This is a genomic window from Nocardiopsis aegyptia (assembly GCF_013410755.1).
In the GTDB taxonomy this organism is placed as follows: domain Bacteria; phylum Actinomycetota; class Actinomycetes; order Streptosporangiales; family Streptosporangiaceae; genus Nocardiopsis; species Nocardiopsis aegyptia.
This window is the reverse complement of sequence record NZ_JACCFS010000001.1, coordinates 5464217-5486969: the sequence shown is the minus strand read 5'-3', so window position 1 is coordinate 5486969 and position 22753 is coordinate 5464217. Positions and strand designations below refer to the sequence as shown.

At 72.6% G+C, this 22753-nt stretch carries 21 protein-coding genes and 3 tRNA genes; 11 read left to right on the top strand and 13 right to left on the bottom strand.

The window, feature by feature from the left end:
- Window positions 1-44: 44 nt before the first annotated feature.
- Window positions 45-1841 carry an AMP-dependent synthetase/ligase gene (locus HNR10_RS24520; RefSeq protein ID WP_179827401.1) on the bottom strand — a complete coding sequence of 599 codons (1797 nt, stop codon included), beginning with the start codon at window positions 1839-1841 and terminating at the stop codon, window positions 45-47.
- A gap of 152 nt (window positions 1842-1993) precedes the next feature.
- On the bottom strand, window positions 1994-2440 hold the full coding sequence (locus tag HNR10_RS24515; RefSeq protein WP_179827399.1) for a carboxymuconolactone decarboxylase family protein: 447 nt from the start codon (window positions 2438-2440) through the stop codon (window positions 1994-1996).
- A 189-nt stretch (window positions 2441-2629) separates the two neighbouring features.
- On the opposite strand from HNR10_RS24515, the gene HNR10_RS24510 reads away from it, so the two are divergent.
- A complete protein-coding gene (locus HNR10_RS24510; protein WP_246406396.1) occupies window positions 2630-4000 on the top strand; it encodes an MATE family efflux transporter in 1371 nt (456 codons plus the stop codon).
- 114 nt (window positions 4001-4114) lie between these two features.
- Here HNR10_RS24510 and HNR10_RS24505 read toward each other — a convergent pair whose 3' ends face one another.
- Window positions 4115-5608 carry an FAD-dependent monooxygenase gene (locus HNR10_RS24505; RefSeq protein WP_179827395.1) on the bottom strand — a complete coding sequence of 498 codons (1494 nt, stop codon included), beginning with the start codon at window positions 5606-5608 and terminating at the stop codon, window positions 4115-4117.
- 118 nt (window positions 5609-5726) lie between these two features.
- On the opposite strand from HNR10_RS24505, the gene HNR10_RS24500 reads away from it, so the two are divergent.
- Window positions 5727-6302: a TetR/AcrR family transcriptional regulator gene (locus HNR10_RS24500; RefSeq protein ID WP_179827393.1), complete on the top strand. Its 576-nt coding sequence runs from the start codon at window positions 5727-5729 to the stop codon at window positions 6300-6302.
- A gap of 23 nt (window positions 6303-6325) precedes the next feature.
- Here HNR10_RS24500 and HNR10_RS24495 read toward each other — a convergent pair whose 3' ends face one another.
- The 3 genes from HNR10_RS24495 to HNR10_RS24485 all read right to left on the bottom strand — a co-directional run bounded on the left by HNR10_RS24495 (window position 6326) and on the right by HNR10_RS24485 (window position 9073).
- Entirely contained in the window at window positions 6326-7018 is a 693-nt protein-coding gene (locus HNR10_RS24495; protein WP_179827391.1) for a response regulator, read from the bottom strand.
- Window positions 7006-8328: a sensor histidine kinase gene (locus HNR10_RS24490; RefSeq protein ID WP_312889406.1), complete on the bottom strand. Its 1323-nt coding sequence runs from the start codon at window positions 8326-8328 to the stop codon at window positions 7006-7008. The genes HNR10_RS24495 and HNR10_RS24490 overlap by 13 nt, the downstream gene beginning before the upstream one ends.
- Before the next feature lie 109 nt (window positions 8329-8437).
- A complete protein-coding gene (locus HNR10_RS24485; protein WP_179827389.1) occupies window positions 8438-9073 on the bottom strand; it encodes a TetR/AcrR family transcriptional regulator in 636 nt (211 codons plus the stop codon).
- Between the two features lie 228 nt (window positions 9074-9301).
- Here HNR10_RS24485 and HNR10_RS24480 point away from each other — a divergent pair, with 228 nt between their 5' ends.
- Entirely contained in the window at window positions 9302-10477 is a 1176-nt protein-coding gene (locus HNR10_RS24480; protein WP_179827387.1) for an acyl-CoA dehydrogenase family protein, read from the top strand.
- A 116-nt stretch (window positions 10478-10593) separates the two neighbouring features.
- On the opposite strand, the gene HNR10_RS24475 is transcribed toward HNR10_RS24480, so the two are convergent.
- The 3 genes from HNR10_RS24475 to HNR10_RS24465 all read right to left on the bottom strand — a co-directional run bounded on the left by HNR10_RS24475 (window position 10594) and on the right by HNR10_RS24465 (window position 13238).
- Complete coding sequence (locus tag HNR10_RS24475; protein WP_179827385.1) at window positions 10594-10968, bottom strand: FKBP-type peptidyl-prolyl cis-trans isomerase; 375 nt, start codon at window positions 10966-10968, stop codon at window positions 10594-10596.
- A gap of 90 nt (window positions 10969-11058) precedes the next feature.
- Complete coding sequence (gene manA / locus HNR10_RS24470; protein ID WP_179827383.1) at window positions 11059-12243, bottom strand: mannose-6-phosphate isomerase, class I; 1185 nt, start codon at window positions 12241-12243, stop codon at window positions 11059-11061.
- 443 nt (window positions 12244-12686) lie between these two features.
- Window positions 12687-13238, bottom strand: a complete 552-nt coding sequence (locus tag HNR10_RS24465; RefSeq protein ID WP_179827382.1) for a TetR/AcrR family transcriptional regulator — start codon at window positions 13236-13238, stop codon at window positions 12687-12689.
- 182 nt (window positions 13239-13420) lie between these two features.
- Between HNR10_RS24465 and HNR10_RS24460 the strand changes: the two genes are divergently transcribed.
- Window positions 13421-15124, top strand: a complete 1704-nt coding sequence (locus tag HNR10_RS24460; RefSeq protein WP_179827380.1) for an MFS transporter — start codon at window positions 13421-13423, stop codon at window positions 15122-15124.
- Between the two features lie 60 nt (window positions 15125-15184).
- Here HNR10_RS24460 and HNR10_RS24455 read toward each other — a convergent pair whose 3' ends face one another.
- Window positions 15185-16378 carry a molybdopterin molybdotransferase MoeA gene (locus HNR10_RS24455; RefSeq protein ID WP_179827377.1) on the bottom strand — a complete coding sequence of 398 codons (1194 nt, stop codon included), beginning with the start codon at window positions 16376-16378 and terminating at the stop codon, window positions 15185-15187.
- A gap of 196 nt (window positions 16379-16574) precedes the next feature.
- On the opposite strand from HNR10_RS24455, the gene HNR10_RS24450 reads away from it, so the two are divergent.
- The 4 genes from HNR10_RS24450 (at window position 16575) to HNR10_RS31835 (ending at window position 17377) form a co-directional block, all read left to right on the top strand.
- A tRNA-Gly gene (locus HNR10_RS24450) sits at window positions 16575-16647 on the top strand.
- A gap of 39 nt (window positions 16648-16686) precedes the next feature.
- Window positions 16687-16760: transfer RNA gene (locus tag HNR10_RS24445), tRNA-Cys, on the top strand.
- 11 nt (window positions 16761-16771) lie between these two features.
- A tRNA-Val gene (locus tag HNR10_RS24440) sits at window positions 16772-16848 on the top strand.
- 223 nt (window positions 16849-17071) lie between these two features.
- Window positions 17072-17377, top strand: a complete 306-nt coding sequence (locus HNR10_RS31835; protein WP_179827375.1) for an IS3 family transposase — start codon at window positions 17072-17074, stop codon at window positions 17375-17377.
- 215 nt (window positions 17378-17592) lie between these two features.
- On the opposite strand, the gene HNR10_RS24430 is transcribed toward HNR10_RS31835, so the two are convergent.
- The 3 genes from HNR10_RS24430 to HNR10_RS24420 all read right to left on the bottom strand — a co-directional run bounded on the left by HNR10_RS24430 (window position 17593) and on the right by HNR10_RS24420 (window position 18987).
- Entirely contained in the window at window positions 17593-18000 is a 408-nt protein-coding gene (locus HNR10_RS24430) for a DUF4260 family protein (protein WP_179827373.1), read from the bottom strand.
- Between the two features lie 45 nt (window positions 18001-18045).
- Window positions 18046-18243, bottom strand: a complete 198-nt coding sequence (locus HNR10_RS24425) for an alpha/beta fold hydrolase (protein ID WP_218897974.1) — start codon at window positions 18241-18243, stop codon at window positions 18046-18048.
- Between the two features lie 99 nt (window positions 18244-18342).
- Window positions 18343-18987, bottom strand: a complete 645-nt coding sequence (locus tag HNR10_RS24420; protein ID WP_179827371.1) for a hydrolase — start codon at window positions 18985-18987, stop codon at window positions 18343-18345.
- A 299-nt stretch (window positions 18988-19286) separates the two neighbouring features.
- Between HNR10_RS24420 and HNR10_RS24415 the strand changes: the two genes are divergently transcribed.
- The 3 genes from HNR10_RS24415 (at window position 19287) to HNR10_RS24405 (ending at window position 22706) form a co-directional block, all read left to right on the top strand.
- Window positions 19287-20246 carry a DUF5996 family protein gene (locus HNR10_RS24415; protein WP_179827369.1) on the top strand — a complete coding sequence of 320 codons (960 nt, stop codon included), beginning with the start codon at window positions 19287-19289 and terminating at the stop codon, window positions 20244-20246.
- A 191-nt stretch (window positions 20247-20437) separates the two neighbouring features.
- A complete protein-coding gene (locus tag HNR10_RS24410) occupies window positions 20438-21541 on the top strand; it encodes an LLM class flavin-dependent oxidoreductase (RefSeq protein ID WP_179827367.1) in 1104 nt (367 codons plus the stop codon).
- A gap of 112 nt (window positions 21542-21653) precedes the next feature.
- On the top strand, window positions 21654-22706 hold the full coding sequence (locus HNR10_RS24405) for a pirin family protein (RefSeq protein WP_179827366.1): 1053 nt from the start codon (window positions 21654-21656) through the stop codon (window positions 22704-22706).
- Window positions 22707-22753 lie beyond the last annotated feature (47 nt).

The window sequence follows — 22753 nt, the reverse complement described above, 5'->3', positions numbered from 1 at the left end:
CGCTTCCGGTCCCGGAGGCGGGGGCTCTCGCGTGCGCGCCGCGGTCAGGGCGTGTACAGGGCGGCCAGCTCGTCGCGGTACAGGTCCCGGACCACGCGCCGCCGGAGTTTGAGCGCGGGGGTCAGCTCCCCCGTGCCGGGTCCCCACTCCCGGTCCAGCAGCCGGTGGCGTCTGACCTGTTCGGGGCGGCTGAGCCGGGCGTTGGCCGCCGCGACGGCGCGTTCGACCTCGGCGAGCACGGCCGGGTGCTCGGCCAGGGACCGGCCCTCGTCGTGGGCGTCGGCGCCGACGCCGTGCGAGGCCGCCCAGGCCGGAGCGGTCTCCGGGTCCAGGACGAGCAGGGCGACCAGGTGGGGGCGGCCGTCGCCGTGTACGTAGGCCTGTCCGATGAGCGGGTGCTCCTTGAGGGCGTTCTCGACCGGGGAGGGGGCCACGTTCTTGCCGTGGGAGGTGACGATCAGTTCCTTCTTGCGGTCGGTGATCCACACGAACCCGTCCTCGTCGCGGCGGCCGACGTCGCCCGTGGCGAACCAGCCCCCGGCGTCCGTGCCCGGTTCGACCGTCCCGTCCGGGTTCAGGTAGCCCTCGAACACCGTCGCCCCGCGCAGCAGAACCTCGCCGTCCTCGGCCACGCGCAGCTCGACCCCGTCGAGAGGGCGGCCGACCGAGCCGAGGCGGAAGCCGCTGACGGGGCTGTTGACGGTGGCCACGCCGGTGGACTCGGTCAGACCCCAGGCGTCCATGACGGCGACGCCCATCCCCGCCCAGAACCGGACGACCTCGAGGGGCATGGGCGCCGACGCGCTGGCCGCCCAGACCACCCGGTCCAGGCCCGCCGCGGCCAGGAGGGGCCGCAGGACCTGCTCCTTCGCCCGTCGGAAGTCCGCGTCCAGCTCGGCGGGCACCCGCTCCCCGCGCTCGCGGTGGGCGACGTGCTCGGCGGCCAGGGCGCGGGCCCGGTCGACGGCGGCGCGCCGGTCGTCGGGGAGCCGGTCCAGGCCGGCGCGCAGGGCGGAGGCGAGCTTCTCCCACACGCGCGGAACGCCGAAGAACTGGGGCGGCCGCACGTGCCGCAGCACCTCGGGCAGCTCCTGGGGGTCCGCGCACAGCCACACATGGGAGGCCCGGAACAGCGGCAGGTAGAGGCCGAGCATGCGCTCGGCGATGTGCGCCAGGGGCAGGTAGCAGATGTGGTCGGCGTGGTCGGGCAGTTCGACGACCCGGTCCAGCGCGGTCGCGTTGTCGAACACGTGCCGGTGGGTCAGGACGACGCCCTTGGGCTCGCCCGTGGTGCCGGAGGTGTAGACGACGGTGAGCCGGTCGTCGGGGTCGGGACGGTCGGTGACGGCCGGGTCGGGCGCGGGCACGGTCGCCAGCTCCGAGTACGGCACGTGCCCCCGCGCGGGGTCGGCGCCTTCCACGACGACCAGCCGCTCCAGGGGCGTGTCGGGATCGGCGACCAGCCGCTCCCAGACGCCGGCCGAGGCGGCATCGCCCACGACCGCGAGCCGGGCGCGGCAGTGCCGGGCGATGTGGCGGACCTGGTCGGGCGCGGAGGTGGAATAGACGGTGGTCGTGACCGCCCCGGCCCGGACCAGGGCGAGGTCGCTGAGCCAGTGCTCGGGCCGGTTGCCCATCATGAGCAGGACGTGGTCTCCGGGGGCCGCGCCCAGTGCCGCGTAGCCCTCGGCGAGCACGGCGACGCGGTCGCGCACACCCGACCAGGTCAGCGTCGTCCAGTCGGGCGAACCGGGCTCGCGCCAGGAGAGCGCGGGCCGGCCCGGCCAGGTGTCGGCGTTGCGGTGGAGGAGGTGGGTGACGGTGGCTGTGGTCGGACTCATCCGCACTCCTGGGGGCGTCCTCGCGAGTGTGACCTGCAACACGGCCGACGCTAGCAGTCGGTCCCCCGCGCGTACGGGTCTTTCGGAGGGTTCCCGGGGAGCCGCGCGGCCCGTCGGGCGCGCGCCGGGCTCCGACGCGCGCCCGACGGATCTCAGCGCCGGCGCGGGTGCAGGTGCGAGGTGACCGCGAGCCGGTTGTACAGGTTGATCATCGCGATGGCCGACATCAGCGCGGCGAGCCGCTCGTCGTCGAAGTGCTCGGCGGCCGCGCCGTAGACCTCGTCGGAGACGCCGTGCTCGCCCATACGGGTCATCTCGTCGGTGAGCGCGAGCGCGGCCCGCTCGACGTCGGTGAAGATCCCCTCCGCCTCGACCCACGTCGGGACCAGGAAGAGGCGCTGCTGGGTCTCGCCCTCCTGGAGCGCCCGACGCGTGTGCAGGTCCACGCAGAACGCACAGCCGTTGAGGACGGAGGCGCGCAACTTCACCAGTTCGAGCAGAGTCGTGTCCAGGCGGCCGGCGATGATCTTGTCGATCTCGTCGAGCTTGCCGTAGATCTCCGGAACCTTCTTGGACCAGACCACCCTTGTGTCTGCCATGGACGGCGCCTCCTCCAGCCTCGTCGACCCGGCCGCGCGCGTGCGCGCGACCCTGTGGCGCCGACGCTACCAACCACCCCCGCGGCCGCCCGGCAGCGGTGCGCTAGCATGCCCCACGGAATCGGCCCCCGACACCGAGGAGTCCCGCTTGTCCTGGTCGAAGGCGCGCACGGCGACCGGGGCGACCCCTTGAACGACGTCCGATCCGCACCCGCCACGGCGCCGGAGGCCCTTCGGCGCGACCCGGAGGTCCGGCCCTCCCTCGCCCGGCAGAGCGGCCGGATCGCCGGCAGGGCGCTCCCCCTGTACCTGTCCATGCTCGCCACCACGGTGGGGGGCATGGTCACCGCGGCCGTCCTCGGCCGCACGGACACCCGCGAGCTGGCGGCCCACGCCCTGATCATCTCGATCGTCAACCCGTTGCTGATGGTCGCGCAGGGCTCCCTGCGCGGCGCCATGCCCTTCGTGGCCGAGAACGACCGCGATCCCGCCGCCCTCGCCCGTGTCGTCCGCGACGGCACCTGGCTCGCGCTGTGCGCGGGGGTGCTCGGCGGCTCCCTGGTCGCCTCGATCCCCTGGTGGGCGCCGCCGCTGGGCGTGGCCGCGCCCACCCTGGCCGCGCTGGGCCCCTCCCCCGCGCTCATGGGCGTGTTCGTGGCCGTGGCGTCGGTGCGCTCGTCCGCGGACACCGTGCTCATCGGGCTCGGCCGCACCCGCACGGTCCTGGCGCTGAGCCTGGTCTCCACGACGTTGACGGTCACGCTCACGCCCGCCCTGATCCTGGGCGCGGGCCCGCTTCCGGCGCTGGGCCTGTCCGGCGCGGGCGTCACGATGCTGTTCCAGGGCACCGTCGGGCTCGTCCTGGGCCTGTACGCGTCCCGCCGCCGCACACTGCTGCGGGGCCACCGTGTCGGCTGGGGCCCGCCCGGGTGGCCGGGCGTGTGGCGGATCGCCCGGGTGGGCCTGCCCAGCGGCGCGACGCTGGTGATCAAGTTCGGGGCGATGAGCGTGCTGGCCCTGGCGGTCGCCCGGGTGAGCGCGCAGGAGGCGGCGGCGCACCAACTCCTCGTGGTGGTGGCGACCTTCGCCTTCCTGCCCGCGGTGGCCGTGGGGCAGTCGCTCGTCCCCGCCGCCGCCAAGGCCGCCGCGCGGCGCGACCGGGCGGGGGTGCGCCGGACGGTACTGGCCGGGTACGCGGTGGCGGTCCCGGTCGCGGCGGGGAGCGCGGCGGCGCTCTGGACCGCCGCCGGGCCGCTGATGGGCCTGCTGACCTCCGACCCGCGGGTGGGCGCCACCGCCGCGGCCGTGGTGCCCGTGCTGTGCGTGGTGGTCGTGGCGGACGCCTTGCAGGTGCTGCCGGGAATGGGGCTCCTGGGGATCAAGCACCCCCGGCCGTCGATGTACGCGTTCGCCGCCTGTTACGGGCTCCTGGCCCTGGCCGCGCTCCCGTTGGCCCGGCTCGGCGGGCTGCCCGTGCTGTGGAGCGCCTACGCGGTGACGACGTGCGGGCTGGTGGTCGCCCAGGCCACCGCGTTCCGGCTGCGCTCCGCGCGGGTGTGAGGCGGCCGGTCGTCGTCGAGGTCGATCACTGGGCGGTGCCCCGCGCTCCGCGGGTGCGGGGCGGCTCCGGGCCCGCACGCCGGACCGCCCCGTGGCCGGCCCGCGCGGGACCGCTCAGGTCCGGGCGCCCATCGGCCCGGCCCACTGCGCGAGTGCCTCGCGCACCCGCCCGGCGACGCCGTCCTGGCCGGGCCGGGCGTCCCAGGCGGCGTAGCCGTCGGGCCGCACCAGCAGCGCGGTCGCACCACCGGGCAGGTCGCCCCGGGCGCGCACGACGCGGACCCGGTCGGCCCAGGGCCGGGCGGCGTCGGCCGCGGCCCCGTCCGGCGAGGTGTCCACCAGCAGGAAGCGCAGGCCGTCCATCTCCGCGTAGAGGCGCGTGTCCGTGCCGTCGACGGTCAGGGGCACGTCCCCCACGCGCTCACCCGTGGCGTCCGAGGACGTGACGGCGGCAGACGGCGTGTAGGAGTAGCCGAGTCCCGACATCAGCAGGCGGACCCGGCGGGCGACGCGCTCGACGCCCATGAGGGCGGGCGCCACGTAGGAGCGGACCGCGCGGACGGCCGCCGGCGCCACCGCCATGCGAAGGAGGATGTCGCTCAGGCGCAGGGTGGCCCGGCCCACCGGGTGGCGCTCGGACTCGTAGGAGTCCAGGAGCCAGGCAGGGGCCAGGCCCCGCTCGGCGGCGGCGAGCTTCCAGGACAGGTTGGCCGCGTCCTGGATCCCGGTGCTCATGCCCATCGCGCCCATCGGCGAGTGGACGTGGGCGGCGTCCCCTGCCAGGAACACCCGGCCCACGCGGTAGTGCCGGGCCTGGCGGCGCTCGCTGAGGAACCGCGTCGACCAGCGCGTCTCGGCGAGGTGGAGCCGGCCGCCGGAGAGGCGGCGGAGGGAGTCGGCGACCTCGTCGAAGGTGACGGGCTCGGTCAGGGGGGCGTCCTGGCGGGTGCGGTCCCAGATGGTGGCCCGGAACCAGCCGTCGCCGTAGGGCGGCAGGAGCGCGATCCCGTCGTGGCCGATGAAGGGGTTGACCCGGGGCGGCAGCTCGTCCTGGAGCCTGACGTCGGCGAGGATGATGTGGGTGTCGTAGCTGTGGCCGCTGAACCGCACGCCCAGCAGGCCGCGGAGGGTGCTGTGCGCCCCGTCCGCGCCGACCGCGTACGCGGCGCGCTCGGTGTGCTCGCCCTCGGCGGTGCGCACGGTGAGGGTGACACCGTCCTCGTCCTGGGCCAGGCCGGTCACCTCGGCGCCCCGGACGATCGGCACGCCCAGGCGCTCGACCCGGCGCTGGAGGAGCGCCTCGGTGCGGGCCTGCTGGACCATGAGGACGTAGGGGAAGCGGCTCTCGGGGTGGTCCATGCTCAGGTGGAGGCCGCGTTCGCCGAAGGTGACGTCCACCCCCTTGACGGGGAAGCCCTGGTCCACGAGCTCGTCGGCCAGGCCGCGGGCGTCGAGCTGTTCCAGGGTGCGGGCGTGGACGGCGAAGGCGCGGGTGAGGTTGGACTCCTCGGCGCGCCGCTCCAGGATCCGGACCTCGGTCCCGGCCTCGGCGAGGTCTCCGGCGAGCATGAGGCCGGTGGGTCCGGCTCCGACGACGATGACGGTCATGACGACTCCAGGGGTGGGTGTGTCCCGGGACCAGTTCCGGTACTATGAGTTCCGGAACCCTTAGTACCGATACTACGAGTACCAGAACTACTGTCAAGACCCCCTGGAGGGTGGAGTGATGAGTGGCGGCCGTGGGGGCCGACGCCCCGACCCGACCGTGGATGCGGCGATCCTCGCCGCGGCGGTGGAACTGCTGGCCGAGCGCGGCTTCGACCTGACCTTCGACGAGGTGGCGGCGCGGGCCGGGGTCGGACGCACCTCGGTGTTCCGCCGCTACGCCACCAAGCAGGACCTGGTGCTCGCGGCGGCCGAACAGGTCACCATCGAGCGCATCGACGTTCCCGACACCGGTTCACTGCGCGGCGACCTGGGCACGGCGGTCGCCCGGGTGTACTCCGTGTTCGGCCGGGACGACGTCCAGCCCCTCGCCCGGCATGCCCTGGCCGCCGCCTACCAGGGCTCGGAGGGCGGCACGCTGCTGCGCTCGGTGCTGGGCCGGCGGTCGGACCTGGTGACCGAGGTCCTGGAGCGGGCCGTGGCACGCGGCGAGATCCCCGACTCCGGCCGCGCGCTGCTGGTCGCCGACCTGCTCAGCGGCGTCATCATGGCGCGACTGGCCACCGGGGTGCCGCTGCCCGAGGGCGAGGAGGCCGACCGCGTCGCCGACGCCCTGGTCGCCGCCGCCGGGGGCTGACCGCCACCGCGCCCGGCGGACCGTCAGTCCTGGGCGAGGGCGTCGTGGGTGAGCAGCGCCAACTGCACCCGGCCGGACAGGTCCAGCCTGGTCAGGGCGCTGGACACGTGCGCCTTGACCGTCCCCATCGACATGTACAGCCGTGCGGCGATCTCGGCGTTGGACAGGCCCGCCGTCACGGCCTCGGCCACCTCGCGCTCGCGGTCGGTGAGCAGGGCCAGCCGCGCCCTGGCGCGTTCGCGCCGCGAGGGGGCCTCCTCGCGTTCGACCGGGTCGTGGCCGACCACGCGGTCCATGAGGGCGCGCGCGACGCTGGGCGAGAGCACCGGCTCGCCCGCGCCCGCCCGGTGCACCGCCTCCACGATCCGTTCGGGGGCGGTGTGCTTGAGCAGGTAGCCGGCCGCGCCCGCGCGCAGCGCCCGCACCACGGTGGCGTCGGCGTCGAACGTGGTCAGCACCAGGACCTGGGGCCGCGGCCCCTCCCCCGCCCGCAGTTCCCGGGTGGCCGCGATGCCGTCCAGGCCCGGCATCCGCACGTCCATGAGCACCACATCGGGCCGGTGCTCGGCCACGGCGGCGGGCACCTCGGTGCCGTCACCGGCCTCGGCGACCACGGCGATGCCGTCGTCACCGCTGAGCATCATCCGCAGTCCGGACCGGACCAGCGGGTCGTCGTCGACGAGAAGAACGCGAACGGGAGTGGTCACGGGCCCCACTCTGCCATCCCGGAACGGAGCTCGCCCGGGGCGCTCTCCGACCAGGGCAGGTCGGCCGCGAGCCGGAAGCGCCCACCGGCCGGGCCGTGCAGAAGGCGTCCGCCGTCCAGGCCGACCCGCTCCGCCAGTCCCGCCAGACCGGCCCCCGCACCGGGGATCGCGGTGTCGGCCACCCTCGCCGGCAGCGCGTTGACCACCGCCACCTGCAGTCCGCGCCCCGGACCGCCCGCGACCTCCACGTGCGCGCGGGCACCCGGCGCGTGTTTGCGGGCGTTGGTCAGCCCCTCCTGGACCACGCGGTAGGCCGTGCGTCCGACCTGTCCGGCCGGTTCGGCGTCCTCGGGCAGGTCCAGCTCGCACGTCACCCTCTGCCCGGCCGCGACCGCCTCCTCCACCAGGCGCCGGACCCCGGCCAGGCCGGGCCGCGGCGCGGCCGTGCCCGCGTGGTCGTCGGTCCCGCTCGGCGCGGTCTCGCCCGAGCGCAGCACCTGGAGGATGTCGCCCAGCTCGTCCAGCGCCAGGTGGGCGTTGTCGCGGATCACGCGCACGGCCTCCCCGATCTCGGCCGGGTCCAGCGGCGCCGCCCGCCCCGACTCCGCGCGTTCGGTCCGGTAGGCCAGGGCTCCGGCGTGCACGGACAGCAGGGACATCCGGTGGGCGACGACGTCGTGCATCTCCCGGGCGATGCGCCCGCGCTCGTCGGCACGCGCGGTCTCCAGCCGCCTCTCGTGCTCGCGGCGCTGGCGGCGCACGTCCTCGCGCAGCCGTTCGACCAGCTGTCGGCGGGCGCGGACCGCCACGCCCCAGCCCATGCAGGCCACCACGATCAGGGTGGCCGTCGCCACGGTGGCCACGCGCTCCTCCGTGGTCGCGGGGACCATGAGCGACCACGGCACGCCGAGGACGACGGTGAGCACGACCGGGGGCAGCGCGTGGGTCCAGGGCCGGTACGCCGCCACGCCGACCATCGACACGACGAGCGCGCCCACGGCGGACATCGCGATCGCGGCGATCGTCCCCACCGCCAGGGCGACCGCCACGGGGTGGCGGCGCCGCCACCACAGGGCCAGGCAGGCCACGAGTCCCAGCACCAGGTCGGGGCCCACGAGCCAGGCGGGCAGGTCGGGCCACTCCCGCCACCCCGGCCAGCCGGGGCGTTCGTGCAGCCCGATGCCGTACCCGACCGCGGCCTCCGCCCAGACCAGCAGGCAGGCGCCGATCAGCAGGGCGTCCACGACGGCGTCGCGGCGCCCGCGCCGTCCCGTGCCCTCCTCAGGCGTCGGATCCCCCGGCGGCAGCGTCTCCCGCACCCGGCACCCCCTCTCCCCCGCTCAGGGTAGGGCGGCCCCCGCGAGCGGTGGACCCGGCGGTGGACCCGGTCGACCCGCCCTCGCGGTCGCCGTCCGGGGGCCGGGCGGATCAGCCGTGGGCGCGGACGTCGTCGTAGACGCGGGTGAGCCCGTCCAGGAAGGCGGAGAGCGCCAGCTCGAAGCTGGCGTCGTCGATCTCCGTGGCGTGCTCCGCCAGGCGGTGGGCCTGGGAGAGGTTCGGGTAGCGGTCGCGGTAGACGCGGACGTCGTCGTCGAAACCGCGCGCGAAGGAGTTGGTGGCGGCTCCGACCACCAGGTACTTCGTGGAGGCGCCGATCATCGTGGCGTACTTGGGCGGCCATCCGGCGTTGACCAGACCGCCGTGCACGATGTCGGCCCGGCGCAGGGCCTCCTCCCGCCGCCCCGGACCCGAGGCGATCACCGGCACCAGGTTGGGGTGCTCCGCGAGGGCGTCGCGGTAGGAGCGCGCCCACCGTGCCAGGCCCTCGCGCCAGTCGCCGTCGTCGAAGCCGGACACGTCGATGCGGGTGGTGACCTCGTCGGCGATCTCGGTGAGCAGCTCCTCCTTGGTCCGGACGTGGCTGTAGAGCGAGGCCGCCTGCACGTCGAGTTCCTGGGCGAGTTTGCGCATGGAGAGGCCTTCGAGCCCGTCCCGGTCGATGAGGGTCAGTGCCGCCTGACGGATGGCGGGCCTGCTCAGGATCGGCGTCTTGGGTCGGGCCACGGAAGGATCCCCTTCTCCACTGTGGTGGACGCTCCGGCCTGTCCGGCGTCCGCGCTGATCATCGCACGCCGGTCCGGTCCGGGGGCACCTCGGTCGTGTCCCGCCGACGCACGGAGCGGCGCCGGACCCCCGAGAGAGCGACCGGGACCCGACCCCCTCTTGCATCGGCGGCGGTGGACATCGTACGCTCAGGTAACCGAACAGTGTTAGGTTATTGGGGAGCAGGCCGTGATCGATTTCTCATTGAGCGAAGAGCAGCGCGCCGTCCGGGACTGGGTCCGGACCTTCGTGGAGCGGGAACTGATGCCGCTGGAGAACGAGGTGCTGCGCCGCGAGCGGGAGGGGCACCCCCCGGGGCTCAACGGCGAGGAGCGCAGGAACCTGCAGGCCCTGGCCCGCAAGTCCGACTTCTGGGGCGTGGAGACGCCCGTGGAGTACGGCGGCATGGGACTGGACCCCATCACCGCGGCCATCATCGAGACCGAACTCGGCCGCACCTTCCTGACCTTCAAGTTCGGCGGCGAGGCCGACAACATCCTCTACTACGCCAACGAGGAGCAGAAGGAGCGCTACCTGCTGCCCACCATCGCCGGTGAGCGCAGATCCTGCTTCGCCATCACCGAGCCGGGCGCCGGCTCCGACGCCAAGGCGATCCGCACCCGCGCGGTCCGCGACGGCGACGAGTGGGTGATCAACGGGGAGAAGACCTTCATCACCAGCGGTGAGGAGGCCGACTTCGCGATGGTCTTCGCCGTCACCGACCAGGACAAGGGCGCCAACGGCGGGGTGACCTGCTTCCTCGTCGACCGGGACATGGGCTGGACCTCCGAGCCGATCGACACGATGGGCGAGCGCCGCCCGGCGTCGCTGGTCTTCCAGGACGTCCGCGTGCCGCACGCCAACATCCTCGGCGAGGAGGGCCACGGCTTCACGCTGGCGATGAAGTGGATCGGCAAGGGCCGCTACCTGCTGCCCGCCCGCGCGCTGGGCGGCTGTGAGCGGCTGCTGGGCATGGCCATCGAGCACGCCAAGTCACGGCAGACCTTCGGCGCGCCGATCGCCGACCGCCAGGCCATCCAGTGGATGATCGCCGACTCGCAGATGGAGATCGAGGCGCTGCGCCTGCTGGTGCTGCACGCCGCCTGGCAGGTCGAGCAGGGCCGCGACTCCCGGCACGCGCAGTCCATCGCCAAGCTCTTCGGCGGTGTGAAGGCCAACGAGATCGTCGACCGGGTGATGCAGATCCACGGCGGCATGGGGTACACCCGCGAGCTGCCGATCGAACGCTGGTACCGGGACCTGCGGCTGCTGCGCATCTTCGAGGGCACCGACGAGATCCAGCGCCGCACGATCGCCCGCGACCTGCTCAAGGGCCACGTGACGGTGGGCGCAACCCTCGGGTAGCGAGCGGGAGCAGGAAGGGGCCCGTGCCGTGTGTGGGAGCACGGCACGGGCCCTCCTGCGATCGAAGGCACCCGAGGTGGACTGGTCCCCCCCGGGTGCCTCGCACGACTCGGGTGCTAGCTGACGCCGACCAGGTCGACGACGAACACCAGCGTCTCGCCCGGCTTGATGACGCCGCCGGCGCCGCGGTCGCCGTAGGCCAGGTGCGGCGGGATGACCAGCTTGCGCCGGCCGCCCACGCGCATCCCCATGACGCCCTGCTCCCAGCCCGGGATGACCTGACCGGCCCCCAGGCGGAAGCTCAGCGGCTCGCCGCGGTTCCAGCTGGCGTCGAACTCCTCGCCGGAGGAGTGGGCGACACCCACGTAGTGGCATGCGACCGTGCTTCCGTGGCCGGCCTGCTCGCCCTCGCCGATCTGCTCGTCGGTGACGACCAGGTCGGCGGGCGGCGGGCCGTCGATGAAGTCGATCTCGGGACGCTCGAGCGCCATGGTGCAACCCCTTGTCAGTGCTGTGGGAACAGAGGGGCCCAGGCTATCTGCGTGCGCGTGCGCTCCGGCGCGGAAAGGCCGGGGAACGCCCTAGGGCTCCCCGACCGTGGCCGCGACCACGTGCCCGTGGCCCTCGACCTTGATCGGGCCGCTCCCCGCCTGCACGAACACCGACTCCCCGCGCTGGAGGACGAGCCCCTCCCCCACCTCGGCGACCAGTTCCACCTGGCCGTGCAGGGCCAGCACCACGGACGGCCCCTCGCCGGGCAGGTGCGCGGTGATGCGGCCCGGACCGATCTCGTGCAGCGCGAACTCGGGGGCGGAGGGCCGGAACTCCCGTCGGCCGTCCAGGAACGCGGGCCGGGCGTAGGGGATCGGCAGGACCGCGAAGTCCACCACGTCCAGCAGCTCGGGGGCGTCCACGTGCTTGCAGGTCAGGCCCGCTCGCAACACGTTGTCAGAGCTGGCCATCACCTCCACCGCGGTCCCCTGGAGGTAGGCGTGCAGGTTGCCCGCGGGCAGGTACAGCGCCTGGCCCGGCCACAGGGTGATCCGGTTCAGCAGCAGGGACGCGACCGCTCCGGGGTCGCCGGGGTAGCGCTCGGCGAGGTCGACGACGATGTCGGTGTGCGCGCCCCGCGGCCCGGCGGCGGACCATTCCGCGACGAAGTCCCCGATCAGGCGGGCGCGGTCGTCGTCGGGCAGGGTGAGCAGCAGGGTCAGAGCCGCGCGCAGGGCGTCGTGGGTGTCGGGCAGGGCCAGGCCGGCGCGGAGCCGGGTCGCGAGTTCACAGGTCAGTCCGCGCAGGTCGGCCTGGGCCGCGGCGGGCTCGCGGAATCCGCACAGGGCCTCGAACGGCTCCAGCGCGAGCAGGAGTTCGGGCTTGTGGTGGGGGTCGCGGTAGTTGCGGTGCGCCGCGTCCACGGGGATCCCCCGGCGCTCCTCCGCGTCGAAGCCGGCGCGGGCGCGGGCGGCGTCCGGGTGCACCTGGAGCGAGAGCGGGGCCTCCGCGGCGAGGTACTTGAGCAGGAAGGGCAGCCGTGACCCGTAGCGCTCGGCGGCGCTGCGCCCCAGGACCCGGTGGGGGTCGTCCGCGATCAGCCGGGGCAGCGGCAGCGGCCCGTCCGCGCAGTGCGCGGTGCTCGGCGCGCCGTGGTGGGCGCCCAGCCACAGCTCGGCCTGGGGTGTGCCGTCCGGCTCGGTGCCCAGCAGCCGCGGGATGGCCGTGCGGGCACCCCAGGCGTACGGCCGTACCTGGTTGGTGAGCCTGTGCATCCGCCCCCCGCTTTCCCGTCTGCGCGATCTCACCCCGCCGACGTCCCCGAGCGAGGTGGGAACAGTCTCGCGAACAGCTTCAGTCCTGGTCGACACGGCACGCCCTACTCCTCGAGGTAGTGCACACTTCACCCCTTCGGTCGGGCGAGCACCCGACGACCGCGGGCCCTCGTGGCGACCAAGAAGTTACTGGGAAGTAAATCATGATCCCCACCACGTGAAAAGCACCACATGGTCACCTTCCCGGGACCGCCCGCACACGACGAAGACCCTTGCACACGGGGCTTCCAGGACCCTTCCGGGGCCACGGAAAACCCGTGGCCGGCCCCGTGGCCGCGGGAGTACCGTTTCCTGGTCGTGATCTTTCCCCGGGCGGACGGGCGGACACCTCGCCCCGCCGCGCGGGGCGGACCGACACCCGGACCGGCGGCGCGCACGGGGCGTCAGCGGGGGCGGCGCACCTTGTCGGAGGCCTCGACGAGGCGGTCGAAGACGTCCTGGGTGAGCTGGGGGTCGGGCTGGGGAAGTCCGGCGATGGCCGCCATGTACAAGCCGTCCCCGGCGCGCAGGATGATCTCGGCCAGCACGGGGTCGGTGAGCTCCTCGTGCAGCAGCTCGCCCCAGCGGGTGAAGAGGTACCGCACGAGTTCGGCGGCCTCCTCCGGCATGTCCTCCTTGCTGCGCAGGGCGGCGATGACCGACCAGTACAGCTCGCGCTCCTCCGCGCTGCGGGGCAGTGAGGTGCGCAGGAAGACGCGGACGACGCCCTCGCCGCTCTCCACCGCCTCGCGGAACTCCTCCTCGGCCAGGGCGGAGAGGCGCTCGATGAGACCGGTGATCAGGGCCGCCTTGGACGGGAAGTGATAGAGCAGACCGCCCTTGGAGACCGAGGCCGCGCGGGCCACCGCCTCCAGGGTCACTCCGGAGTGGCCCTCGTCGATGAGGATGTCCTGGAGCGCGTCGAGGATGCGGTCGCGTGTGGTGGAAACGTTCACGATTGACACTGTACCGGCTGGACGGTACTGTACCGTCTGGACGGTTCATACTGGCCGGAGGTGCACCTTGCGCCACGCTCCCGCCACCGTCCCCGCCGAGCCAGGAGCCCGCGGCCTCCGGTCCGGCCGACGGCGCGCCCGGAACCGGGCGCCGCCCCACCAGCGACACGTAACGAGGAAAGATGAGTACCGCCAAGGCCGGGCACGGCACCACGAACGCGCGCGGCGCCCAGGGCGCCGGACCGGCCCTCGCCGGACCGCGCGAGTGGGCCGCGCTCGCCGTCCTGGTCCTTCCCGTCGTCCTAATCTCGGTCGACATGACCGTGCTCGGGTTCGCCGTCCCCGAACTCAGCGAGGGACTGCGGCCCACCTCCGGCCAGCTGCTGTGGATCATCGACATCTACGGCTTCGTCCTGGCCGGGCTGCTGGTCACGATGGGCTCGCTCGGCGACCGCGTCGGCCGCCGACGACTGCTCATGGTGGGCTCGGCCGCCTTCGGCGCGGCCTCGCTGCTGGCCGCCTTCGCGCCCACGCCCGAGGTCCTGATCATCGCCCGCGCCATGCTCGGTGTGGCGGGCGCCTCGCTGATGCCCTCCACCCTGTCCCTGCTGCGCAACATGTTCCTGGACGCGCGCCAGCGGCTGCTGGCCATCGCCATCTGGGCGTCCGGCTTCTCCGCCGGCGCCGCCCTCGGCCCGATCCTGGGCGGCTGGCTCCTGGAGCACTTCTTCTGGGGCTCGGTCTTCCTGATCAACCTGCCGGTGATGGCGCTGATCCTGGCCCTGGTCCCGCTGCTGGTGCGCGAGTCGCGCAACCCGGCGCCGGGCCGGCTGGACCTGCCCAGCGTGGCGCTGTCGCTGGGCGCGATGCTGCCCGCCGTGTACGGCGTCAAGAAGCTGGCCACCGAGGGCGTGGCCCCGGTCCCGCTCGCGGCGCTGGTGCTGGGCCTGGCGCTGGGATACGTGTTCGTGCGGCGGCAGACGACGCTGGCCGACCCGCTGATCGACGTGGACCTGTTCCGGTCCCGCGTGTTCAGCGTGGCGGTCGCCACGAACCTGATGATCGTGTTCTCGCTGGTGTCGTCGCTGTTCTTCCTGACGCAGTACCTGCAACTGGTCCTGGGCATGTCGCCCATGCGCGCCGGATACGTCCTGGTGCCGGGCCTGGTCCTGTCCGTGCTGACCAGTTTCGTGGCCGTGCGGGTGGCTCGGCGGCTGAGCCTGGCCGCGGTCATCGGTTCGGCCCTGGTCGTCACGGCGTCCGGCTTCGCCGTGCTGGTGTTCACGTCCCCGGACGACCCCGCCACGGGCGTGGTGCTCGTGGCGGTGGGCTTCGCGCTCATCGCGGCCGGGGCCGGGTTCGCGGAGACGCTGACCAACGGCGCGATCATGAGCGCCGCCCCGCCGCAGCGCGCCGGCGCCGCCTCGGCGATCTCCGAGACCGCCTACGAACTCGGCGGCGCCCTGGGCGTCGCGGTCCTCGGCAGCGTGCTGACGGCCTACTACCGGGCGAACCTGACCGAGGTCGAGGGCGTGCCCGCGGCTGCGACCGACACCGCCCGGGAGACCCTGGGCGGCGCGGCCGACGCGGCGGCCGGACTGGGCGGATCCGCCGGGACCGACCTGCTCGCGGCCGCGCAGAGCGCCTTCACCAGCGGCATGCACCTGACCAGTGGGATCGCCGTGGCGATCGTGCTGGCGGCCGCGGTCCAGGCGTGGGTGCTGCTGCGCGGCCGCGGCAACCCGGCCGTGGAGTCCGAGTCGGCGGAGTCCGAGCCGGTGGAGTCCGGCTCCGCCGCGGAGGGCCCTGATGCAGGCGCGGGGGAAGGCGTCGGGGCGAACGCCTCGGAGCCCACCGCGCCGGTGAGCACCACCAGGGACGTGTGAGGCGTGTGATCGACGACGGCCCCGGGGGGCGATTCCCCCGGGGCCGTCGCGCGTGCGGGGTCAGGGCAGGAGCAGCAGTTCGACGGGGGCACCGTCCCACCGGGGCGGGACCACCGCGTAGGCGTCGGCCAGCGCCGCGCCCCGCAGGCTCCCGGGGCGGTCGTGGCCGACCGGCCGCGCGCGGTCGCCGATCAGCCGTACCGGCAGCAGCCGGGTGTCGCGCGGATGCGGGGCGACCTCGCCCTCCAGCACGACCGCGCCCGGTGACCGCGCCGGATCGGGGCGGCCCGCCATGGCGCTCACGAGCGGGACCAGCAGGGTGAGGATCGCGACCAGGGCGGCGCCCGGGTTCCCGGGCAGGCCCACGAAGGCGGTGCCGCCCCGGTGCGCCAGGACCTGGGGGTGGCCGGGCCGACAGGCGACCCCGTCCACCACGGTCTCCGCACCGACCTGCGCCAACACCGCGCGCAGGTGGTCGGCGGGGCCCTTGGAGGAGGAACCGCACACCACGACCACGTCCGCCCCGCCGTCGGTCACCGCCGCCGCCAGGGCCGCGCGGTCGTCGCCCAGGTGGCGCACCCCGTGCAGCTCGGCACCGGCCCATCCGAGGAAACCCGGCACCAGGGGGCCGATGGCGTCGCGTACGCGCCCCTCGCCCGGCAGGCCCGACGTGGTCAGTTCGTCACCGGTCACCAGGACCGACACCTGGGGCAGGAGCACCGGAAGGGTGTCGTGGCCCAGACCGGCGGCCAGGCCCAGCACGGCGGGCGTCACCCGGGAGCCCCGCGTGAGGACGGTCGCTCCGGGTTCGGTCTCCTCCCCCGCCCAGCGCACGTGCCGGCCGCGCTCGATCTCACCGCCGACCACGCCGTCGTCCAGGGCCGCGCGCTCGTAGGGCAGGACGCTCTCCGTGCCCTTGGGCACACGCGCACCGGTGGCGATCTCGACGGCCTGCCCCGGCGCCAGGGCCTCCCGGGCGCTCGGCGCACCGGCGAGCTGGGTGCCGACCAGGCGCCAGGGCCCCGGTCCGGCCACCGCGTAGCCGTCCATGGCGGAGGCGTCGAAGGCGGGCAGGCCCACCAGGGCGGTGACGTCGGCCCCGAGGACACCGCCCAGGGCCCGACCCAGCGGCAGGTCCCGGGGGGCCGGTGCGAGTCGCGCGCCGAGCCGCTCGGCGGCCTCGCGGGCACGCGGCCACTCCCTGTGCGCGCCGGGCGGATCCCCGGCCCGGGAGGCGTGGTCGCTACAGCTCATGCGGTCTCCCCGTCGTGCGCGTGCCCCCATTGTCCACCAGGGCGGCCGTCCGTGGAGGAGGCGGGCGGCCGGAACCCTCCGCGCCACCCGCGCACCGGCCTCTTCCAGCGCCGATTTGCCGTCTGCGGACTTTCCGCTAGAGTTCTTATCAGCAGCACGGCGGGGGCCACGGAAACGGGGCCCGGCCAAGCAGCAAGCGGACGTGGCTCAGCTGGTAGAGCATCACCTTGCCAAGGTGAGGGTCGCGGGTTCGAATCCCGTCGTCCGCTCGGAGAAGGCGGGAGTGAGCAGTCACTCCACGTGCACTCGGTGGAGTGGCCGAGAGGCGAGGCAGCGGCCTGCAAAGCCGTCTACACGGGTTCAAATCCCGTCTCCACCTCCAACGCTTCACGCGGGCGATTAGCTCAGTTGGTTAGAGCGCTACCTCGACACGGTAGAGGTCACAGGTTCGAGTCCTGTATCGCCCACCAGCATCACCGCAGGTCAGAGGATTTTCTGACTGGTCGGTGAAGACTGATCAGCCCGGATTGGGAGATATCTGGGAGATCATCTTCGAAGCGGATTCCTCACGGAGCCCGCTTTCGCTGTTTCCACGGTAGTGCTCTTCCAGCTCCGGCGCCATCGCGAAGAGCCTCTCCCGCTCCTGAACCGTGAGAGCGGCCACACTCCCCCACCGGACGCAGCGTCGCGGACGTGGCACGCGATCTGGACATCAGCACCGAGACGATCTACGCCTGGCGGTGCCAGGACCGTATCGACCAAGGTCTGGCCCCTGGCCTGACCAGCACCGAGAAGACCGAACTGGCCGCGGCGAACAAGCGCATCGCCGAGCTGGAGGTCGAACTCTTGGACCGGCGCAGGTGGCGAACCAGACTCGAGCTGGCCAACGCGATCTTCGAGTACCTGGAGATCTTCCACAACCGACAGCGCCGACACTCGGCGATCGGCTGGCTGACACCCCTAGAGTTCGAGAACAAACAACCGAGCACCGTGGCCTGAGAATCCAGAATCACGACTCCACCAAACTCAGGACACACCACGCTTACCGGGGAAGCACGGGCAGGTGTTGCCGCAGCCCATCGTGACGCCCAGCTCTCCCACCTAACTCTCCTGGTCTGCGAGCCCACACCGTGGAGCCTCCAACGGAAGCATCGGCACCGAGACTAAGGCAGCCTGACCCGACGCCGCCTACGAGACCGAACCACGCTGGTGCGCTACGTCTCGACGCGCCGATCCTTGCCGATGACGCCGAGGTGGGTGTGGGTGAACGCGCCGAGTTTCAGCCCGTATCCAAGAGCGCGGTCGACGGCGACGTGAAACCCCCAGCAGGCCGCGAGCAGCACCAGCCCATCGACGTTGATATCACCGAGCTGCAGGCCGGCCCAGCCCGCCACCAGGGCCGCGGGAGCGGCGTAGTTGTGCACCAGGTTGTAGCACCATGCCCCCACCCGTTGGCCCGCCAGGTAGCCCAGCGCGGAAAGGTCGAAGGCCAGGAACGCGATCAGCAGCAGCCACCACGGCTGCCCCCACGCGATCACTGCGAGGACGATGCCGACAGCGATCAGCGCGTTCTCCGCACGCTGCCACCCGTAGGCCTGATGATGCGATAGCTCGACTGCCATGCCGGCTCCTTCTCGTGTCGTGTCCGCTCCCTGATACAGGCTGGTTCAGAGGACAGCGCGCCAGTTCCGGACGATCCGCACGACCTCGTCCAGGTGGGACTCCAGGAGGAAGGGGCCACCGTCGAGGAGCTCGATACACCCATCCGGTGGGTCACGGCGGGACGCCGTGGCATCGGCGATGTCGAAGATCTCGTCGTTCTTCCCCCACACGACCAGCACGGGGATACGGAGTCGAGCAGCCACTGGCGGACCTGTGGGGCCAGGGCTCGGTCGCTGGCGCAGTCGGCGAACAGGGCTAGCTGCGCCAGGTCGACACCAGGCCGAGCCATCAGGACGATGATGTCAGAGCTGGGTGGCCAGCAACTGCATCTCCCAAGCGAAGGCGACACCGCTGGCGCCGCCATGCTGCGCCAGGATCTCGGCCTGCCCCGTCGCGGTCTCCTCACGAGCCCAGTCGCGCTGCCACTCGGCGACCGCGGCCAGCCAGTTGAGCGGCGTCACGCCAGCGTCGATCATGCGCCGCACGGCCATCTCGTGGGCCTCCACCGACACACCCCCCGACGCGTCGGTGACGGCGTAGACCTCGTAGTCCTCACCGGCCGCCTGGATCGCCGGCATGGCAACGCAGATCTCCGTCCACAGGCCGGCCATGATCACCTTCTTGCGGCCGGTCGCCCTGACGGCCTCGACGACCCGTTCGTCCTCCCAGGTATTGATGAGTGTGCGGTCGATCGGCTTCTGCTCAGGAAAGACGTCCTGGATCCCCTGGATGAGGTGACCGCCGCGCTCCGCGAGCACGGTGGTCAGGATGGTCGGGACGTCGAACAGCTTGGCCGCCTTGGCCAGGCCGACCGCGTTGTTGAGGACGACGGACGGCTCATGGCTGTGCAGGTTGGCGACCTGGAACGGCTGGTGGTCGATCAGGAGGAGGAGGCTCTCCTCCGGGGTGAGCAGGGCGTCGAGTCCGTTCTTGGCCTTGGCGCTCATGGCGGTACCTCCGGGGGTTCGTGTTTTGGGGGCTCGGGCGGCGGGCCACCGCCCCAGTAGATGACACATCATCCACATTAGCATTTTTCGATGATGCGTCAACAAAATGCGGGCACACATCCCGAACCTCTGGACCAGGCGCGGACCTCGCCATGAAGTTGACTCATCATCTACTATCTGGATAGCGCATCCGTCACCTTCGGACCCCGCGCCGAACCAGGGCGCCGCGGATACAGGGCCCCGTCGGCAGGACACGACCCCGCGCTCCCGGATGACACCGCGAAGGAAGCGAGAACCAGATGACCGGCTCATCGACCGTGAACTGGCCGAGCCTGCAGGTCTCGGACTGGACGGACACCCGTGAGACCCTCCACATGTGGACCCAGATCGTGGGCAAGGTCCGCATGGCACACGCCCCGCTGGTCAACCACTGGTGGCAAGTGCCCCTGTACGTCAGCCCGCGCGGACTGACCACCTCGACCGTCCCCTACCGTTCGGGGGCCTTCGAGATCGAGTTCGACCTCCTCGACCACCGGTTCGAGATCCGCAGCAGCAACACCGGCACGCGCGGCTTCCCGCTGCGGCCCATGACAGTCGCGGCGTTCTACTCCCAGGTGATGGACCTGCTCGACCAGCTCGGGATCAAGGCGCCGATCCGACCGGTCCCCAACGAGGTCGACCCGGCCATCCCCTTCGCCGAGGACCACGAACACGCCTCCTACGACACCGAGGCGGTCACCCTGTTCTGGCGCCAACTCCTGCAGGCCAACCGGGTGGTCGGCGAGTTCCGCTCGCACTTCGTCGGCAAGGTCAGCCCGGTGCACTTCTTCTGGGGCGGGATGGACCTGGCCTGCACCCGCTTCTCCGGACGACCCGCCCCCGAACACCCGGGCGGAGTGCCCAACTGCGGCGACTGGGTCATGGTCGAGGGCTACTCCCGAGAACTCTCCAGCTGCGGCTTCTGGCCCGGCGGCGGCGAGGAAGGCGCCTTCTACTCCTACGCCTACCCCGCACCCGACGGCTTCGCGGAGCAGCCGCCCGGCCCCGAGGGCGCGTTCTACAGCACCGAGTTCCAGCAGTTCCTCTTCCCCTACGAGGCCGCCCGAACCGCGCCCGACCCCGACCGCGCCGTGGCCGAGTTCCTGCACAGCACCTACGAGGCCGCCGCGAACCTCGGCCACTGGGACCGCCCGGCACTGGAGGACGACCCCATGCGCTGGCACGGAACACCCGCGACCACGGGGAGCGACGGAATCTGATCGGGTATCCACCGGAGGCAACCGGCGGCCACGATCAGCAGGAAAGCGCAAAATTGTTGATAGGTCAATAAAATCCGGATCTTACAGTTGGCTGATCCACCAGCCGGTGACGATGTCGGGGCAGGAGCGACCAGGCCCGACACCTCGTTCACCACACCAGTCGAAGCAGCAACCACAGGGAGGCGGGTGCGATGCAGTTCGGGATCTTCACCGTCGGTGACGTGACACAGGACCCCGCCACCGGTCGGACGCCGACCGAGCACGAGCGGATCAAGGCGATGGTCACCATCGCGCGCAAGGCCGAGGAGATCGGACTGGACGTGTTCGCCACCGGCGAGCACCACAACCGGCCGTTCGTGCCCTCGTCCCCGACCACCATGCTCGGCTGGATCGCGGCGCGCACCGAGCGGATCATCCTGTCCACGTCCACCACGCTGATCACCACCAACGACCCGGTGAAGATCGCGGAGGACTACGCGATGCTCCAGCACCTGGCCGACGGCCGCGTGGACCTGATGATGGGCCGCGGCAACACCGGCCCCGTCTACCCCTGGTTCGGGCAGGACATCCGCCAGGGCATCCCGCTGGCGCTGGAGAACTACAACCTCCTGCACCGGCTCTGGCGCGAGGACGTCGTCGACTGGGAGGGCAAGTTCCGCACGCCCCTGCAGGGCTTCACCTCCACCCCCCGCCCGCTGGACGGCGTCCCCCCGTTCGTCTGGCACGGCTCGATCCGCTCCCCGGAGATCGCCGAGCAGGCGGCCTACTACGGAGACGGCTTCTTCGCCAACAACATCTTCTGGCCCAAACGGCACTTCCAGAAGCTGATCAGCCTCTACCGCAGGCGTTTCGCCCACTACGGCCACGGCAAGCCGGAGGAGGCCATCGTCGGCGTCGGCGGTCACATCTTCATGCGCGCCAGGTCCCAGGACGCCGTCAAGGAGTTCCGGCCCTACTTCGACCACTCCCCCCTAATGGGCGGCGGGCCGTCGTTGGAGCAGTACATGGAGGAGACCCCACTGGCCGTCGGCAGCCCCCGGCAGATCGTCGACAAGACCCTCACCTTCCGGGAGAACTTCGGCGACTACCAGCGCCAGCTGTTCAACGTCGACGGCGCCGGGGTCCCCCTGAAGACCGTGCTGGAGCAGCTCGACATCCTCGGTGAGGAGGTCCTGCCGGAGCTGAGGAGGGAATTCGCCAGGAACCGGCCGGCCGGCGTGCCCGACGCCCCCACCCACGCCTCGCTGCTCGCCGTCCGCGCCGCCGGGGACGCCTCCGCGGCGGTGACGGGCTGAGGCGCGACGGCGCACCCGCGGGACGGACGCCCGTTCCGATCCGCGTCGGCCCGCCGGGTCCCACCCGCACCGGTATCCGCGTCCGTGAACGTGCACCAGGAAGGGCACCACAATGACCAATACAGAGACCCGGCCGGACGCCTTCGTCTGTGGCGAGGGCGGCCTCCCCGGCCCCTTGGCCGCGTGCGAGGGCGGCGTTCCGGTCGAGATCATCACCGCCCGCGAGGTGCCCCTGGGCGGGCCGCGCGCGATCAACGTGCGCCGCACCCTGCCGCAGCTGCAGCGCTCGCTGATCGGCGCGTGGTGCTTCGTCGACCACTTCGGCCCGCACGAGGTGGCGGACACCGGCGGAATGGACGTGGCCCCGCACCCGCACACGGGGCTGCAGACGGTCAGCTGGCTGTTCGACGGCGCCGTCGAGCACAACGACTCCGGCGGGAACGCGGGCACCATCCTGCCCGGTCAGATGAACCTGATGACGGCGGGATCGGGTATCTGCCACTCAGAGACCTCCACCCCGGAGGCGGATCGGATCCACGGCGTGCAGCTCTGGGTCGCCCTGCCCGACGAGGTCCGGCACAGCCCGGAACGCGGATTCGAGCACTACGTGCCCGAGCCGGTCGAGTTCGACGCGGGCACGGCTCTGGTGTTCCTCGGTTCCCTGCTCGGTTCGCGGTCACCGGTGCGCATGTACACGCCGCTGGTGGGGGCCGAGCTCAGGCTGGACCCCGGCGGGGTCCTCGCCCTGCCGGTCGAGCCGGGGTTCGAGCACGGCCTGCTGGTGGACACCGGCGACCAGGTCCGGCTCGAAGGCGTGCACATACCCGAGGACGCCCTGGGCTACACCGGGGTGGGTGCGCAGATCCTGCGGGTGGCCAACGAGGGCGACCGGCAGGCCAGGCTCGTGCTCCTGGGCGGCGCCCCCTTCGGCGAGGAGGTCCTCATGTGGTGGAACTTCCTGGGCCGGACGACGGAGGAGATCACGCGCTACCGGGAGGAATGGCAGAACCACGGCGAGCGGTTCGGGGAGGTGGTGGGCTACGTGGGGCACGGCGGCCCGGGCCGCAACCGCGAGGGGATGTCGAGGATTCCGGCCCCGGAGCTGCCGCCGGTGCAGATGCGCCCCAGGAGGAACCCGCCGCCGCACGCACAGTTCAACGGCTGACCGGCACCGCGCACACGAGCCCGGCCAGGAGCCGGAACAGCCGCGCC

Bases quoted from the DNA above. Each gene is read 5' to 3' on its own strand.
- HNR10_RS24520 (WP_179827401.1), bottom strand. From the start codon at position 1,841: ATGAGTCCGACCACAGCCACCGTCACCCACCTCCTCCACCGCAACGCC.
- HNR10_RS24515 (WP_179827399.1), bottom strand. From the start codon at position 2,440: ATGGCAGACACAAGGGTGGTCTGGTCCAAGAAGGTTCCGGAGATCTAC.
- HNR10_RS24505 (WP_179827395.1), bottom strand. From the start codon at position 5,608: ATGACCGTCATCGTCGTCGGAGCCGGACCCACCGGCCTCATGCTCGCC.
- HNR10_RS24500 (WP_179827393.1), top strand. From the start codon at position 5,727: ATGAGTGGCGGCCGTGGGGGCCGACGCCCCGACCCGACCGTGGATGCG.
- HNR10_RS24475 (WP_179827385.1), bottom strand. From the start codon at position 10,968: ATGGCGCTCGAGCGTCCCGAGATCGACTTCATCGACGGCCCGCCGCCC.
- manA (WP_179827383.1), bottom strand. From the start codon at position 12,243: ATGCACAGGCTCACCAACCAGGTACGGCCGTACGCCTGGGGTGCCCGC.
- HNR10_RS24460 (WP_179827380.1), top strand. From the start codon at position 13,421: ATGAGTACCGCCAAGGCCGGGCACGGCACCACGAACGCGCGCGGCGCC.
- HNR10_RS24455 (WP_179827377.1), bottom strand. From the start codon at position 16,378: ATGAGCTGTAGCGACCACGCCTCCCGGGCCGGGGATCCGCCCGGCGCG.
- HNR10_RS24430 (WP_179827373.1), bottom strand. From the start codon at position 18,000: ATGGCAGTCGAGCTATCGCATCATCAGGCCTACGGGTGGCAGCGTGCG.
- HNR10_RS24420 (WP_179827371.1), bottom strand. From the start codon at position 18,987: ATGAGCGCCAAGGCCAAGAACGGACTCGACGCCCTGCTCACCCCGGAG.
- HNR10_RS24415 (WP_179827369.1), top strand. From the start codon at position 19,287: ATGACCGGCTCATCGACCGTGAACTGGCCGAGCCTGCAGGTCTCGGAC.
- HNR10_RS24410 (WP_179827367.1), top strand. From the start codon at position 20,438: ATGCAGTTCGGGATCTTCACCGTCGGTGACGTGACACAGGACCCCGCC.
- HNR10_RS24405 (WP_179827366.1), top strand. From the start codon at position 21,654: ATGACCAATACAGAGACCCGGCCGGACGCCTTCGTCTGTGGCGAGGGC.